Genomic DNA, 15,276 nt, shown 5'->3' on the forward strand with positions numbered 1-15,276 from the left:
ATTGCAGGTGTAGCCTTACTTTCTTTTCTTATGCGGTTTTGGTGCGGATCAGGTAGTCAAACGCGCTCAGAGACGCCTTCGCCCCTTCGCCCGTGGCGATAATAATCTGTTTGTACGGCACGGTGGTGCAGTCGCCGGCCGCAAACACGCCCTTCACGCTGGTTTCACACTTGGCATCGATGATGATTTCGCCCATGCGGTTGCGCTCAATCGCCCCTTCCAGCCAGGTGGTGTTTGGCAGCAGACCAATCTGCACGAAGATCCCTGAAAGCTGCACGCTGTGCACGTCGCCGCTCACGCGGTCGCGATATTCAAGACCAGTGACCTTGCTGCCGTCGCCCTTCACTTCCGTGGTCTGCGCGTTCAGTATGATGTCGACGTTTTTCAGGCTGCGCACTTTGTCCTGCAGCACCTGGTCGGCCTTCATGTCTGGCGCGAACTCCAGCAGGGTTACGTGTTCAACAATCCCCGCCAGATCGATAGCCGCTTCCACGCCGGAGTTTCCGCCGCCGATTACCGCCACGCGCTTACCTTTAAACAGCGGGCCGTCGCAGTGCGGGCAATAGGTCACGCCTTTGGTACGGTACTGATCTTCGCCCGGCACGTTCATGTTGCGCCATTTCGCGCCGGTGGCAATGATGATGCTGCGCGCTTTCAGCACCGCGCCGGAGGCGGTTTCAATCTGGTGTAACCCCCCCTCAACCGCAGCAGGTACCAGCCTGCTGGCGCTCTGGCTGTCGATCACATCCACGTCATAGTCGCTGACGTGCGCCTTCAGCGCGCCGGCCAGCTTCTGGCCTTCGGTTTTCGGCACGGAGATATAGTTTTCAATGTCCACGGTATCCAGTACCTGGCCACCAAAACGTTCGCCCATCAGACCGGTACGGATCCCTTTACGTGCGGAGTACACTGCCGCCGCCGCACCCGCAGGGCCGGAACCGACAATCAGCACGTCGTAAGCATCACGTTTGTTCAGCGCTTCTGCGGCACGTTTTTCGGCACCGGTATCCACTTTGGCGACGATTTCCGTCAGCGTCATACGGCCCTGGCCGAATTCCTGACCGTTCAGATACACCGCCGGAACGCCCATCACGTTGCGATCGGTGATTTCATTCTGGAAGGTACCGCCATCAATTGCCGTGTGTTTGATGCGCGGGTTGAGGACCGACATCAGGTTCAGCGCCTGCACCACGTCAGGACAGTTGTGGCAGGAGAGCGAGTAATAGGTTTCAAACTCAAAATCACCGTCGATATCGCGGATCTGCTCCAGCAGCGCCTGCGCCTCTTTCGACGGATGACCGCCGGTCCACAGCAGCGCCAGCACCAGCGAGGTAAATTCATGCCCCAGCGGCGAGCCGGCAAAACGCGGCCCCAGCCCAGAGCCTGGGTTAGTGATCAGGAAAGACGGCTTACGGACGTTAAGCGAGTTATCCTCTTTGAAGGTCACTTTTGGTGACAGTTCAGCGATCTCTGCCAGCAGTTCCTTGATCTCTGCCGATTTCGCGCTGTCGTCCAGCGTGGCAATCAGCTCAACGGGTTTGGTCAGTTTCTCAAGGTAGGCCTTGAGCTGGGTTTTCATCGTGGTGTCGAGCATGGTTCTTCCCTCTCTTAAAACGTCATCATGCAAGCTGCCTTATACGGGCGGCCTGAATGCAACTTGCATCATGGTGCTGGAATGAAATGGGCGCGGGTGCGCCCATTGATTGCCGGGTGGCACGTCGTTTACCCGGCCTACGATACTGTAGGCCTGTGCAAGCGCAGCGCCGCAGGCTTTACAGACTTAGATCTTGCCGACCAGGTCTAAAGATGGCGCCAGCGTTGCTTCGCCTTCTTTCCATTTAGCCGGGCACACTTCGCCTGGGTGAGAAGCGACATACTGCGCTGCTTTTACTTTACGCAGCAGGTCAGACGCATCACGGCCGATACCTTCAGCGGTAACTTCGATAGCCTGGATAATGCCCTGCGGGTCAACAACGAAGGTCGCACGGTCAGCCAGGCCTTCATCTTCACGCATGTTGTCGAAGTTACGGGTCAGGGCGCCAGTCGGGTCACCGATCATCGCGTATTTGATTTTGGCGATGGTTTCAGAGCTGCTGTGCCATGCTTTGTGGGTGAAGTGGGTATCGGTAGACACAGAGTAAACGTCTACGCCCAGCTTCTGCAGTTCGTCGTAATGGTCAGCCACGTCGCCCAGTTCGGTCGGGCAAACGAAGGTGAAGTCAGCCGGATAGAAGAAGAAGACGCTCCAGCGACCTTCGGTATCTTTCTCGGTTACTTCGATGAACTCACCGTTTTTGAACGCCTGGTTTTTGAAAGGTTTAATTTTAGTGTTAATCAAAGACATCTGTACTTCCTCCGTGTTTTCGTTGAGATGTAAGGTAACCAACTTTATCCATCGGGGCTAATGCGTATGCTTTATCAAATCAATCAGCCAAACCTTACAACGCCAACAAGACAACCTTGTGAACGGAACTAACGGAAAGCCTGAACGTAAAAAGGCCGCCCTGGTGGGCGGCCCTGATACCTGAACTTTCCACAGGAACTTTCAGTGCCAGCCTGGGCTGGCGTTGCGTTGCGCTCTACATACCTTATTTCAGGCCGTAACAGCGGTTTGATTACAGCACCGGTTTTCAGTTTGGGCAATCCGTCACGCCGGCATTCCGCCCTATGGCTGTGATAGGTTTTACCGAATAGCCTCCGCGTCTGCCTGACTCAACGAGAGGCTTAATAATGAGAATGAGTTGCAATAAGTGGTCTTACTGGTGGCCAGAACGAAAGTGACAATAATGAGTCACAGCGAATGTATAACCAATAATGGTTATTTGAGAACAACGCCGCAAGTTTTAAAGATAAAAATATCTTAATAACGGCTGAAGTTCTATTTCAATAATCCAGCCTCGTGATATATTAAGCTCGTATTCAAAACAAATTAAGTAGGTTAATCACAAGGATTGTAAATGATTAACTTCGAACTATAGTTATCAGTAATGTGATGACAACAACACACTCAGGATGATTTATGGCAAATCTTTACGACCTTAAAAAATTCGATCTTAATCTGTTAGTCATTTTTGAGTGCATTTATCAGCACCTTAGCATTAGCAAGGCAGCGGAAACACTCTATATCACGCCCTCAGCAGTGAGCCAGTCCCTGCAACGCCTGCGCGCGCAACTGAATGACCCGCTTTTTATTCGTTCGGGTAAAGGCATTACCCCGACGACGGTGGGGATCAATTTGCATCACCATCTGGAAGAAAACCTTAATAGCATTGAGCAAACCATTAATATCCTGAATAACGCGCAGATCAAAAAGAGCTTTGTCATCTATTGCCCGCAGATTGTGGCCCATGGGCGCTTCGGCAGCCTGCTAAGCTCTCTGCTTGCAGACGAAAATTACGACATAGAACATAATGATGTGCTCTTATCTCCTGAGTCAGCCGAGGATTTGCTCGCCTACCGCAAGGCCGACCTGGTGTTTAGCTTTGCTCCGGTTAACAGTCGCTCTATCGTCTGTACCCGCTTTATGAAGTTAGCAATGCTGTTGGCGTGCAGCAAAGATCACCCCCGCCTCGGCGATAGCGCAACGATTGAGGAACTCAGCCAGGAAAAATTCACGCTGATGCGCAGTCAGGAGAATGGCATAAAAGAGTTCCAGCTGCAGTCAAACATTCTCCTTCCGGAACGCAACGTCTGTTTCCGCAGTGACTCACTGCTTTCGATTATGAATATTATTGGCGTGAGTGGTTTAATAGGCTTTGTACCAACAATATTGTTTGAACGATATAAAGACCATCTCAACCTGAAGAGCATTTCCTTGCCTTTTGCGACTCCTCAAGTAGATGTTTATATGCTTTACAATCGCTCGGCGTTAAACAGCAGCGTGTTTACGCAATTCATTGAAAAAATCGAAGTGGAATAACTTGCGGTATCGCCTGAATACTTTTTAATTACATTCGGGCAACAAATCCTTTAATGGAAGATCTTATTATTCCGGTTTCTCCTTAATATCTTTACTATTCATGGTTTATCAGCGTAAATAAAAGCCCCCGACAGTCATACTCAGGAAGAGATTGAACATGTCACTGTATAAATATCCCCTGCAGCTTAACGTGCTGGAGGCCGCGCAGGAGCGCATCGGCTGGACGTTCGCCACCTTTTCCCGCATCTGCGTCTCCTTCTCCGGCGGCAAAGACTCCACCGTCATGCTGCATCTCACCGCGCAAATGGCCCGGGCGCAAAAACGAAAAATCAGCGTGCTTTTTATTGACTGGGAAGCACAGTTCTCCTGCACCATTGAGCACGTTAATGCGCTGCGCGAAGGCTACCGGGACGTCATCGAGCACTTTTACTGGGTGGCGCTTCCGCTGACCACGCAAAATTCCCTCTCACAGTATCAGCCTGAATGGCAATGCTGGGCGCCGGACGTGCGCTGGGTGCGCCAGCCGCCGGAAGGCGCCATCACCGCTGCGGATTATTTTGATTTTTACCAGACGGGAATGACCTTTGAAGCCTTTGTCCGCTCGTTTTCCGACTGGTTTGCCCTGCACCGTCCGGCAGCCATGCTGGTGGGCATTCGCGCCGATGAATCCTATAACCGATTTTTGACCATCGCCAACAACCGCAAGCATCGCTTCGCGGACGATAAGCCCTGGACAACCACCGCGCCCGGCGGGCACGCGTGGTACGTCTATCCTCTTTACGACTGGAAAACCGCAGACATCTGGACATGGTTTGCAAAATCCGGAAGCAGCTATAACCCGCTCTACAACCTCATGTTTCAGGCGGGCGTCCCGCCGCGCTATATGCGCATCTGCGAGCCCTTCGGCCCGGAACAGCGCCAGGGACTCTGGCTCTATCATGTTCTCGAGCCCGAGCGCTGGGCCGCCATGTGCGAGCGCGTCAGCGGCGTGCGCAGCGGCGGCTTCTACGCCGGGCAGGACAACCACTTTTATGGCCACCGGAAAATCCTCAAACCCGATCACCTCGGCTGGCGCGACTACGCCATGCTCCTGCTGAACAGCATGCCGCAAAACACGGCTGAGCATTACCGCAATAAAATCGCGATCTATCTGCACTGGTATCAGAAGAGAGGCATGCCGGATATCCCCGAGACGCAGGACGGCGATATCGGCGCCAAAGACATCCCCTCATGGCGCCGTATTTGTAAGGTATTACTTAATAATGACTACTGGTGCAGGGCGCTGTCGTTCAGCCCGAATAAACCTAAACATTATCAGCGCTACAGCGAACGAGTGAAGGCGAAGCGCAAGGAGTGGGGCATTTTATGCGACAAAGAATAATTACCGAGATCGAAACGTACCTTCAGTCACTTTGCGAGGAGGATCGGATTACTGCCATCAATGCCTTTCGCGAAGCGATCCATAAAAACAGCCCTTTTCGCGAGCAACCGATAGACTGCGTTCTCTGGATCAAACAGGACGCGATTATCGCTAACGACTACAACCCCAATAACGTTGCCCCTCCGGAAAAACGGCTGCTCAGCAAGTCGCTCGAACTCGATGGATTCACCCAACCTATTGTTGTGACGGAAAGTGAAGCCCATCACTACGAAATTGTGGATGGCTTTCATCGCCACGAAATCGGCAAAAATCGGGCGGCGTTGAAGCGTCAGCTCAGAGGATATCTCCCCGTCACCTGCCTGCGCCAGCACCGGCAGGATAAACATGACCGTATGGCCGCCACGATTCGCCACAATCGGGCGCGGGGTCGGCATCAAATCAACGCCATGTCAGATATCGTGCGCGAACTGGCACAGCTCGGCTGGAATGATGAGCGAATAGGCAAAGAGCTGGGCATGGACAGCGATGAGGTGCTGCGCCTCAAGCAAATCAACGGTCTGCTGGAGCTGTTTGCAGACCGCCGTTACTCAGAAGCGTGGACGGTGAAATAATCAGAGCGTGTTCAAACGCTCCGCCGCCGCCAGCAGCGTCGATTCCTGCTTCGCAAAGCACAGGCGGATCAGCTTGTGCGGGAAGGGATCGGCGCAGAACACCGACAATGGAATGGCGGCCACGCCGATCTCTTTCGTCAGCCACTGGCAAAAGCTAACGTCGTCCAGATCGGAAATCGCGCTGTAGTCGGCGAGCAGGAAATAGGTTCCTTCAGACGGCAAAATTTCCAGGCGGCTTTGGCTCAGCGCCGCCACAAACAGATCCCGACGTTCACGACAGAAGTGCGGCAGCTCGCGGTAATGCGCGGGTTCCGCGCGCAGCATATCCGCCAGCGCCAGCTGAGCTGGCGTGTTCACGGCAAACGTCAGGTACTGATGCACTTTGCGCAGCTCAGCGCTGATGGCCGCCGGGGCCACGCAGTACCCTACCTTCCAGCCGGTCATATGGTAGGTCTTACCAAACGAAGAGACGGCGATTGCACGCTCGCGAAGCTGCGGATGGGCCAGCACGCTGGCATGCCCTTCCTCAGCAAAGCAGATGTGCTCGTAGACTTCATCGCTCAGGACGTAAATTTCCCGTTCGGCGATAGCCTGCCACAGCGCGGCAAAATCGGCTTTTTGCCACACCGTCGCCGACGGGTTATGCGGCGTATTCAGGATCACCAGACGGGTTTTGTCACTCAGCAGCGCAGCAAACGCCTGCCAGTCAGGGCGGAAATGCGGCGGCTGGAGCGCCACGCGTTTCACCACGCCGCCGGAGAGTTCAACCGCAGGCGCATAGCTGTCGTAGCTCGGATCAAAGCAGATGACTTCATCCCCCGCGCGCACCAGTGCGGTGATGGCCGCGTACAGCGCTTCGGTCGCCCCTGCCGTCACCGTGATATCACTGTTCGCATCGGGCTTATGGCCATACAGCTCCGCCGTTTTGTCGGCAATCGCTTCCCGCAGCGCCTGCACGCCCGTCATCGGCGCATACTGATTCGCCCCCTGCGCCACGTGATACGCCAGACGCGCCTGCAGATAAGCCGGGCCGTCGAAATCCGGGAACCCCTGAGAAAGGTTAATGGCGTTGTGCTGCTGCGCCAGGGCGCTCATCTGCGTAAAGATGGTGGTACCGAGGTTGGGAAGTTTACTTTGCGGAATCAAGGCGTTAATGCTCATTGTGTTGTGCCTGCTTGTAATACTTATGTTGCTGCCACTATAACACGATGTTAGTCTTTGGCAATCAAGACGCTTAGACGTCTATACCCTAAATAATTCGAGTTGCAGGAAGGCGGCAAGGGAACGAATCCCCGGGAGCGTACAAAAGTACGTGACTGGGGTGAGTGAGTGCAGCCAACGCACCTGCAACTTGAAGTATGACGGGTATAAACCATATGAATATTCCTGGCCGAGAGGGTAAAAGGAAAATGACAGACAACCTGCAACTCACGCATCTGGTCGACGCCTGCCGCTGGATCGGTGCCAAAGGCTGGGCGCCCGCTACCGGCGGTAACATGTCGGTGCGTCAGGACGAACATCTCTGCTGGCTTAGCGAATCCGGCAAAGACAAAGGTAGCCTCACAACCGATGACTTTCTGCAGGTGGAGATCGCCACCAACCGCGCGCCGTCCGGTCGTAAACCGTCGGCGGAGACCGGTCTGCACACGCTGATTTATCGCCTGTTCCCGGAAGCCAACGCCGTGCTGCACGTTCACACGGTTAACGCCACGGTGCTGTCGCGTCTGGTCAAAGAGGCCGAGCTCACCATCAGCGGCTTTGAGATGCAAAAATCTCTCACCGGACAAACCACGCATCTGGACACGGTGGCTATCCCGGTCTTTGATAACGACCAGGATATCGACGCCCTCGCCTCACGCATCGCTCATTACGCCCAGAAACGGCCGCTTAATTATGGTTTTCTTCTGCGCGGTCATGGCTTAACCTGCTGGGGACGCGACGTGGCCGAAGCCCGGCGTCATCTGGAAGGATTAGAGTTCTTATTTGAATGCGAAATGCGTTTACGACAACTGGAGAGAGTATGATTCGCGCGATTGTGACGGATATTGAAGGGACCACCAGCGATATTCGTTTTGTCCATGATGTTTTGTTCCCCTACGCGCGTGAGCGGCTGGCGGCCTTCGTGACCGCGCAGCAGTACGCCGAGCCGGTCAAATCCATTCTGGACAACCTGCGTGATGAAATCGCTAACCCACACGCCAGCGTCAGCGAACTTATCGACGCCCTGTTTGCCTTTATGGATGAAGACCGTAAATCCACGGCACTTAAAGCGCTGCAGGGGATCATCTGGCACGACGGCTACGTTAACGGCGACTTTACCGGCCATCTCTACCCGGACGTGCTCCCGGCGCTGGAAAAATGGAAAGCGCAAGGGATTGATCTCTATGTTTATTCCTCTGGCTCCGTCGCCGCGCAGAAACTGTTATTTGGCTACAGCGACGAAGGTGATATTACTCATCTGTTCAGCGGCTATTTCGACACCCACATCGGCGCCAAGCGCGAGGTGCAGTCTTATCAAAACATTGCGGCGCAAACGGGCATTGCCCCGTCGCAGATCCTGTTCCTCTCCGATATTCATCAGGAGCTGGACGCGGCTGAACAGGCAGGTTTTCGTACCCTGCAGCTGATTCGCGGTGATGATGACGGCGCAAGCCACCACCATCAGGTCCACCAGTTTGACGAGATTAACCCGGAGCAGATCCCTTCATGAGCGCATTGACCATTTATTCCGACAAAGACGCCAGTCAACACCAGTGGCGCAGCACCGACGCCGCCGAGATTGCCCAACAGCTCAACGCGAAAGGCGTGCGGTTTGAACGCTGGGCGGCGGATCGCGATTTAGGACACGATCCCGCGCCTGAAGCCGTGATCGCGGCGTATCAACATGCGATCGACAAACTGGTGGCAGAGAAGGGCTATCAGAGCTGGGACGTGATCAGCCTGCGCGCCGACAATCCGCAGAAAGACGCGCTGCGCGCGAAGTTCCTGAACGAACACACCCACGGCGAAGACGAAGTACGCTTTTTCGTGGAAGGCGCGGGCTTGTTCTGCCTGCACATCGGCGATGAGGTATATCAGGTCTTGTGCGAGAAAAACGACCTGATCTCCGTGCCCGCGGGCACGCCGCACTGGTTTGATATGGGCTCAGAGCCGAACTTTACGGCGATTCGTATTTTCGATAACCCGGAAGGCTGGGTGGCCCAGTTTACGGGCGATGCGATCGCGGATGCGTATCCACGCCTGGCATAGGTATTTAAAATTCTAGTGCCATTACAGTTAATCAATGGCACTTTTAATTGAATTAGAATGGAATATCATCTATAAAAACAATTTCCTTATTCACTTTTATGTTAAAAATATCTTCAATATAGATTCGAAGTTGCCCTTTTATCTTTTTGTTATCATCCAACAACTCATTAAGCTGCGAATTCTTAGTACTTATCTCAACTATTAATGAATCATCAGAAGGCCAAATATCATCTATGCTAAAACGATCATATATTTTAAAATCCCTCATAACTTCGAGAGATAACTTTGCTCCATACTTATGCCAGAGCTCTTTTGTTAAAATCTTACGCTTATCAACACTTGAAAAAACTTCATTATAAAAATTCGAAAAACACTTATTGATATAATTCACATAATGTTCGTGAAGTTTTTGATAATAGACTTCGTTGGCTAAAAAACCATTAAGTGTCATGAAGTTTATTTTTGAAGCAGTCGATTCACCATTTATAATATAATTGCTTATGATAGTATGCGATTCCGTTTCGCTTGGGTGTATTTCATCTCCTTCACATTCCAGTAGGATCATCTCACTATCAATTAATGACATTAGATGAAAAAAATATACACTACGTTCTTTTTTCCTTGAAGATAAAGAAGTTAATTCATAAGACTGCGCTTTCATCAGTGACGTTATCGAATTGAATATATTTTTATCATTATTTGACCTTCCACTTTTCTTACTCATTTCTTGAAAAGCAAAAACATTTTTTGATACTTTGAAAATTTTTTCATAAACAATACCATCCGGCACGCCGATTTTCTCTTTATTATTAACCTCTAATTCATACTTTAATACTGGGTGATTACTCCAGTTTTTCAATGGCTCATAATCAATATTGGGGTCATTGGGTCTAATGTTTTTCACTAAAAGAGCCCAAACATTTTCTTCATTTTTCTTACAGCTAATTATTAGAGTTGTATAAACTAAGACATCTCTGATTTTTGTCGCTTTGTAAGCAATAATATCTATTTCACGCGCAACATTTTGTACATCATCAATATAATATTTGTTATTAATAACCCCCCAGCCATTTTTATTTAAAAAATCTGACACCTTACTTTCCAAAATAAAACCAGTACTTTTAATATTTTCAGCGTAAATTTTTAATTTATCACTCATTTTAGGTCCTCAATCACAATATTTTATCATTCACCTTATTATTAGTATTGCTATTTTTATCTATATTATTTCATTCAAAATTAGTGATATATCCACACCAACCATTCTTGCCAGATGCACAAACTCCACCACATCTAACCTGCGCTCACCACTTTCCACTTTAGCGATAAACGATTGGGGTTTCCCCAAAGCCTCAGCAAGCTGCACCTGAGTAATCCCCTTCTCTTTACGAGCCTTCTTCAACGCATTGATAACACGCTGGTATTCGTCCGAGTAAACTGAGGCCATTGTTCCGATTCCATACAAATATCCTGAAATCGAATATCCTCTCATTGCGTTTTTATCCCAAAACAGGATAATTAAGCGCGTAACAAACACATGTAAGGAGGACACAATGCGTCATCAGAACTGGCATCCTGCCGATATCATCGCCGCACTAAAGAAAAATGGAACAAGCCTGGCTGCGTTGTCCAGAAAGGCTGGCCTTTCCTCATCCACATTGGCAAACGCGCTTACCCGACCGTGGCCCAAAGGTGAATTGCTTATCGCACAGGCGCTAGACATTCCGCCCGATGTGATATGGCCGGAAAGATACTTTGATGAAAAGGGAGAGCCAATATTTCGTCAGATGAGGAATACTAAAAAAGAAATCTATCTTCGACTTGATCAATGAATTCTCCCCCTTCACCCCAACCCTCTCCCTCAAGGGAGAGGGGGTCGAAGAGACTTCACATACGCCACCAGCTGATCCAGCACAATCCCCCACCCTTCGTGAAATCCCATCTGTTCATGCTGCTCGCGGATTTCCTTCGTGGGGTGGCGCGCAATCGCCGTATAGCGGGTTTTCCCCTCCCCGGCGTCTTCCAGCAGCAAAATTGCCGTCATAAACGGCTTCTCGGCCGGTTTCCAGCCTTCGGTATAGCCGTCGGTAAAGACCAGCTTTTTCGCCGGGTCGATTTCAAGAAACACGCCCCGGTTATCCATCCGCTGGCCGTCCACCTCAAACACGGTGTTGAACCGCCCGCCCACGCGCAGATCGAGATCGCAGTCGAGCACCTTATGCGGTGCAGGGATGAAGAAGTGTTTGATGTGTTCGGGCGTAGTCCAGCAGAGCCACAGGAGGTCGCGCGGTGCGTCCACCACGCGCTCCAGTTTTAAGTCTGTTTCAGGGTCGAGCGTCACGGTGTTGTCCTCTTAAGGGAGCCCCTTAAAGGATAGCCGGACTCAGGCAAATTTCCCTTCCGCAACCTCTTCCGGCGTGACCACGCCCGTATCCAGCACCCAGCCGCTAATCAGCGAGGCTGGGGTCACGTCAAACGCCGGGTTGTAGACCTTCGCGTTTTCAGGTGCCCACTGCACCGCGCCAAAGCTTCCGGCGACGCCCGTCACCTCGCTGGCGGCACGCTGCTCAATCGGGATCGCGTCGCCGTTCGGGCAGTCCGGGTCGAGGGTCGTTTGCGGCGCGGCCACGTAGAACGGAATGCCGTGGAATTTTGCCAGCACCGCCAGGGAGTAGGTGCCGATTTTATTCGCCACGTCGCCGTTAGCCGCAATGCGGTCTGCGCCCACCCACACGGCGTCGACCTGCCCTTTCGCCATCAGGCTGGCGGCCATGGAGTCGGTAATCAGCTGATACGGCACGCCCAGTTCGCCCAGCTCCCAGGCGGTTAATCTTCCCCCCTGCAGCAGGGGGCGGGTTTCATCCACCCAGACGTTGCTGACCTTGCCTTCCTGATGCGCGCGAGCAATCACCCCCAGCGCGGTGCCGACGCCCGCCGTTGCCAGCCCGCCGGTGTTGCAGTGGGTCAGCAGACGGCTGCCGGGCTTCACCAGCGCGCTACCCGCGCTGGCAATCGCATCGCAAAGTCGTTTGTCTTCGTCAATCAGGCGCAGCGCTTCGGCCACCAGCGCCGGAACAAAATCTTCCTGCCACAGCGCCCGCTTCATGCGGTCCAGGTTGTTCATCAGGTTCACCGCCGTCGGCCGGGAGGCGCGCAGGGTTTCCAGCGCAACCGCCAGCTCGTCACGGCTTTTGCCGTTTTCGGCCAGCAGCGCCAGCAGCAGGCTTGCAGAGAGACCAATCAGCGGCGCGCCGCGCACCCGCAGGGCGTGAATATGCCCCACCAGCGCCTCTACCGTTGAGGCATCCAGCCAGCGTTTCTCCTGCGGAAGGGCCTGCTGGTCGAGAATAAAGAGCTGATTATCCGCTACCCGCAGGCTGGTCGTCTGTAATGTCTGCATGTCGTTAATTCCCTGTTGCGTTGTTGTAGCACATTGTGTCAGGATGAAATCCAGATGTATAGACGTCTACATGTCTTTATTAGCAAACCCGTGAGGAGCAGGCCATGTCGCAATACCGTACCTTTACCGCTCAGGACGCCGTGGAATATGCCAGGCAGTTTGGCGGCCTTGACGATCCTTCATCGCTGGTGGAGGCGCAGGAGGTAGGCGACGGCAACCTCAATCTGGTGTTCAAAATCTTCGACAGCGCGGGCGTGAGCCGCATCATCGTCAAGCAGGCGCTGCCCTACGTGCGCTGCGTCGGCGAGTCCTGGCCGCTGACGCTGGATCGCGCCCGTCTGGAGGCGCAAACGCTGGTCGAGCACTACCGGCACAGCCCGCAGCACACCGTGAAAATCCACCACTTTGACCCGGAACTGGCGGTAATGGTGATGGAAGATCTCTCCAGCCATCGCATCTGGCGCGGCGAGCTGATCAAAAATAATTATTACCCGCAGGCGGCGCGTCAGCTGGGTGAATACCTCGCGCACGCGCTGTTCCACACCAGCGATTTCTTCCTGCATCCGCACGAGAAGAAAGCGCAGGTGGCGAAATTCATCAACCCGGAGATGTGTGAGATCACCGAAGATCTGTTCTTCAACGATCCGTACCAGATCCACGAACGCAACAGCTACCCGGCCGAGCTGGAAAATGACGTCGCCGCGCTACGCGACGACGCCCAGCTGAAAATTGCCGTGGCCTCCCTCAAGCACCGCTTCTTTTCTCAGGCTGAAGCCCTGCTGCACGGAGACATCCACAGCGGCTCGATTTTTGTGGCCGACGGCAGCCTGAAGGCCATCGACGCCGAGTTCGGCTATTTTGGCCCGATTGGATTTGATATCGGCACCGCCATCGGCAACCTGCTGCTCAACTTCTGCGGCCTGCCGGGGCACCTGGGCATTCGCGATGCCGCCGCCGCGCGCGAGCAGCGCCTGACCGATATTCAGGAGCTGTGGAACACCTTCGCGGAGCGCTTCCAGGCGCTGGCGCACGAGAAAACGCGCGACGCGGCGCTCAGCGCGCCGGGCTATGCCTCCGCGTTCCTGAAAAAGGTCTGGCATGACGCCATCGGCTTCTGCGGCACCGAACTCATTCGCCGCAGCGTCGGGCTTTCCCACGTCGCGGATATCGACACCATTCAGGACGAGGCGATGCGCCACGAATGCCTACGCCACGCGATAACGCTCGGCAAGGCGCTGATTGTGATTGCCGACCGTATCGACAGCGCGGAAGATCTGGTGGCGCGGGTGCGGCAGTACAGTTGAGAACGTTTGCCCGGTGGCGGCTTCGCCTTACCGGGCCTACGAGAGCAAAATGTAGGCCGGGTAAGGCGAAGCCGCCACCCGGCTAAAACTCATCCTAAATACTCAATCACCGACAGCCCGCCGTTGTAGTCCGTGCTGTAAATAATCCCCTGCGCATCCACAAACACGTCGCACGACTGGATCACCTTCGGGCGATTCGGGCGGGTATCCATCATTTTCGCCGGCGCGGCAGGCACCAGCGCCCCCGTTTCAACCGGCCGATACGGATTAGAGATGTCATACGCGCGCACGCCCGCATTCTGCCAGGTGGCAAAAATCAGCGTTGAGCTGACAAAGCTTCCCGGCCGGTTCTCGTGCAGGTTGTGCGGGCCGAAATGCGCCCCTTTCGCCACGTAGTCGATTTCATCCGGCTGCGGGAAGGTAGAGATGCTGACCGGGTTCGACGGCTCGCGGATATCAAACAGCCAGATCAGCTTCTCGCCGTCTTCCTGGTTATCGAGCACCGCTTCGTCCAGCACCACCAGCAGATCGCGGTCCGGCAGCGGCAGCGCGGTGTGCGTGCCGCCGCCAAACGGCGGACTCCAGTTGCGGTGGCTAATGAGCTTAGGCTGAGTACGATCCTTCACGTCCAGCAGCGTCAGGCCGCCGTCGCGCCAGCTGCCGTACGCGGTATCGCCGGCAATAATCGCATGGTGGAGCGCGTAGCGTTTCCCTTCCGGCCAGTTAGGCTTCTCCCCTTCTGCCTGATTCATCCCCGGCAGCCACCAGCGCCCTGCCACCTCAGGCTTACGCGGGTCGGCCAGGTCGATCGTCAGAAAGATGTAGTCGGTAAAACCGTCAATAAGCGCCGACACGTACGCCCAGCGGCCCCCGACGTACCAGATGCGGTGAATGCCAATGCCGCTCAGCGGCAGAAAGCCGATTTCGCGCGGCGCGTCCGGCGTGGAGATATCAAAAACGCGAAGGCCAGCGCTCCAGCCTTTGTCCTGCACGTCGCTGACGGTCTCGCCCACCTGCCGGGTGTAGTAGACCTTCTCGTCGGCAAAGCGGGCATCGGCAAACAGATCCCGGGCGTTGATGACCAGCAGCAGGTCATCATGCGCCTGCAGATGCACGTTCCAGGTGCCGGGCGGCGCGGGCACGTAGCCCGCCGCTTTCGGGTTTTTCGGATCGCGCACGTCGACAATCGAAAAGCCCTGCGACACCATATGGCCGATATAAGCGAAACCGCGGTGCACCATCAGCTGCACGCCGTCCGGGCGACCGCCCTGATCGCTATGGCCAATCAGCCGCATATTGCGGCTGTATTCGGGAGGGGGTAAATGAGTCACCTTGAGCTCCTTTCGCCGGGTGGCGGCTTCGCCTTACCCGACCTACAACACCGTAGGCCCGGTAAGCGAAGCGCCACCGGG

The 15,276-nt window shown here is 54.1% G+C and carries 16 protein-coding genes; 8 read left to right on the forward strand and 8 right to left on the reverse strand.

The annotated features are described in order from the left end of the window. Positions 1-28: 28 nt before the first annotated feature. Positions 29-1,594 (reverse strand): alkyl hydroperoxide reductase subunit F, encoded by a 1,566-nt coding sequence (gene ahpF / locus LLF79_RS09140; RefSeq protein WP_222664778.1) that lies wholly within the window; start codon positions 1,592-1,594, stop codon positions 29-31. Between the two features lie 186 nt (positions 1,595-1,780). After that, complete coding sequence (gene ahpC, locus LLF79_RS09145; RefSeq protein WP_008501015.1) at positions 1,781-2,344, reverse strand: alkyl hydroperoxide reductase subunit C; 564 nt, start codon at positions 2,342-2,344, stop codon at positions 1,781-1,783. A gap of 675 nt (positions 2,345-3,019) precedes the next feature. Here ahpC and LLF79_RS09150 point away from each other — a divergent pair. From LLF79_RS09150 to LLF79_RS09160, 3 genes are all read left to right on the forward strand, one after another. After that, a complete protein-coding gene (locus tag LLF79_RS09150) occupies positions 3,020-3,919 on the forward strand; it encodes a LysR family transcriptional regulator (protein WP_227879398.1) in 900 nt (299 codons plus the stop codon). A gap of 157 nt (positions 3,920-4,076) precedes the next feature. Next, the gene (locus LLF79_RS09155) at positions 4,077-5,300 is read left to right on the forward strand and encodes a phosphoadenosine phosphosulfate reductase (RefSeq protein ID WP_021242593.1); all 1,224 of its coding nucleotides are present in this window, start codon (positions 4,077-4,079) and stop codon (positions 5,298-5,300) included. Beyond that, entirely contained in the window at positions 5,285-5,911 is a 627-nt protein-coding gene (locus LLF79_RS09160; RefSeq protein ID WP_032656202.1) for a ParB/RepB/Spo0J family partition protein, read from the forward strand. Before LLF79_RS09155 ends, LLF79_RS09160 begins: the two co-directional genes overlap by 16 nt. Here the strand turns inward: LLF79_RS09160 and LLF79_RS09165 are convergent, their stop codons facing one another. After that, complete coding sequence (locus LLF79_RS09165) at positions 5,912-7,072, reverse strand: pyridoxal phosphate-dependent aminotransferase (protein WP_227879399.1); 1,161 nt, start codon at positions 7,070-7,072, stop codon at positions 5,912-5,914. Positions 7,073-7,320: 248 nt separating this feature from the next. Here LLF79_RS09165 and LLF79_RS09170 point away from each other — a divergent pair, with 248 nt between their 5' ends. The 3 genes from LLF79_RS09170 to LLF79_RS09180 are packed head-to-tail and all read left to right on the forward strand — an operon-like array spanning position 7,321 to position 9,160. Then, complete coding sequence (locus tag LLF79_RS09170) at positions 7,321-7,935, forward strand: methylthioribulose 1-phosphate dehydratase (protein ID WP_219283611.1); 615 nt, start codon at positions 7,321-7,323, stop codon at positions 7,933-7,935. Continuing rightward, positions 7,932-8,621 carry an acireductone synthase gene (gene mtnC / locus LLF79_RS09175; protein WP_008501009.1) on the forward strand — a complete coding sequence of 230 codons (690 nt, stop codon included), beginning with the start codon at positions 7,932-7,934 and terminating at the stop codon, positions 8,619-8,621. Before LLF79_RS09170 ends, mtnC begins: the two co-directional genes overlap by 4 nt. Beyond that, positions 8,618-9,160 (forward strand): acireductone dioxygenase, encoded by a 543-nt coding sequence (locus tag LLF79_RS09180; RefSeq protein WP_095429324.1) that lies wholly within the window; start codon positions 8,618-8,620, stop codon positions 9,158-9,160. Before mtnC ends, LLF79_RS09180 begins: the two co-directional genes overlap by 4 nt. A gap of 52 nt (positions 9,161-9,212) precedes the next feature. On the opposite strand, the gene LLF79_RS09185 is transcribed toward LLF79_RS09180, so the two are convergent. Next, on the reverse strand, positions 9,213-10,319 hold the full coding sequence (locus LLF79_RS09185) for a hypothetical protein (protein ID WP_227879400.1): 1,107 nt from the start codon (positions 10,317-10,319) through the stop codon (positions 9,213-9,215). Between the two features lie 60 nt (positions 10,320-10,379). Continuing rightward, positions 10,380-10,607: a helix-turn-helix domain-containing protein gene (locus LLF79_RS09190; protein ID WP_213375899.1), complete on the reverse strand. Its 228-nt coding sequence runs from the start codon at positions 10,605-10,607 to the stop codon at positions 10,380-10,382. A 106-nt stretch (positions 10,608-10,713) separates the two neighbouring features. On the opposite strand from LLF79_RS09190, the gene LLF79_RS09195 reads away from it, so the two are divergent. Continuing rightward, positions 10,714-10,992: a helix-turn-helix transcriptional regulator gene (locus LLF79_RS09195; protein ID WP_227879401.1), complete on the forward strand. Its 279-nt coding sequence runs from the start codon at positions 10,714-10,716 to the stop codon at positions 10,990-10,992. A gap of 29 nt (positions 10,993-11,021) precedes the next feature. Here LLF79_RS09195 and LLF79_RS09200 read toward each other — a convergent pair whose 3' ends face one another. Both LLF79_RS09200 and mtnA read right to left on the reverse strand, forming a co-directional pair. Further along, a complete protein-coding gene (locus LLF79_RS09200; RefSeq protein ID WP_213375893.1) occupies positions 11,022-11,501 on the reverse strand; it encodes an SRPBCC family protein in 480 nt (159 codons plus the stop codon). Between the two features lie 42 nt (positions 11,502-11,543). After that, entirely contained in the window at positions 11,544-12,560 is a 1,017-nt protein-coding gene (gene mtnA, locus LLF79_RS09205) for an S-methyl-5-thioribose-1-phosphate isomerase (RefSeq protein ID WP_159124785.1), read from the reverse strand. Positions 12,561-12,664: 104 nt separating this feature from the next. On the opposite strand from mtnA, the gene mtnK reads away from it, so the two are divergent. Beyond that, positions 12,665-13,864: an S-methyl-5-thioribose kinase gene (gene mtnK / locus LLF79_RS09210; RefSeq protein ID WP_021242600.1), complete on the forward strand. Its 1,200-nt coding sequence runs from the start codon at positions 12,665-12,667 to the stop codon at positions 13,862-13,864. An 89-nt stretch (positions 13,865-13,953) separates the two neighbouring features. On the opposite strand, the gene LLF79_RS09215 is transcribed toward mtnK, so the two are convergent. Next, entirely contained in the window at positions 13,954-15,195 is a 1,242-nt protein-coding gene (locus LLF79_RS09215) for an LVIVD repeat-containing protein (protein WP_227879402.1), read from the reverse strand. Positions 15,196-15,276: the final 81 nt, after the last annotated feature.

The sequence above is a fragment of the Enterobacter cloacae complex sp. 2021EL-01169 genome, assembly GCF_020733125.1.
In the GTDB taxonomy this organism is placed as follows: Bacteria; Pseudomonadota; Gammaproteobacteria; order Enterobacterales; family Enterobacteriaceae; genus Enterobacter; species Enterobacter roggenkampii.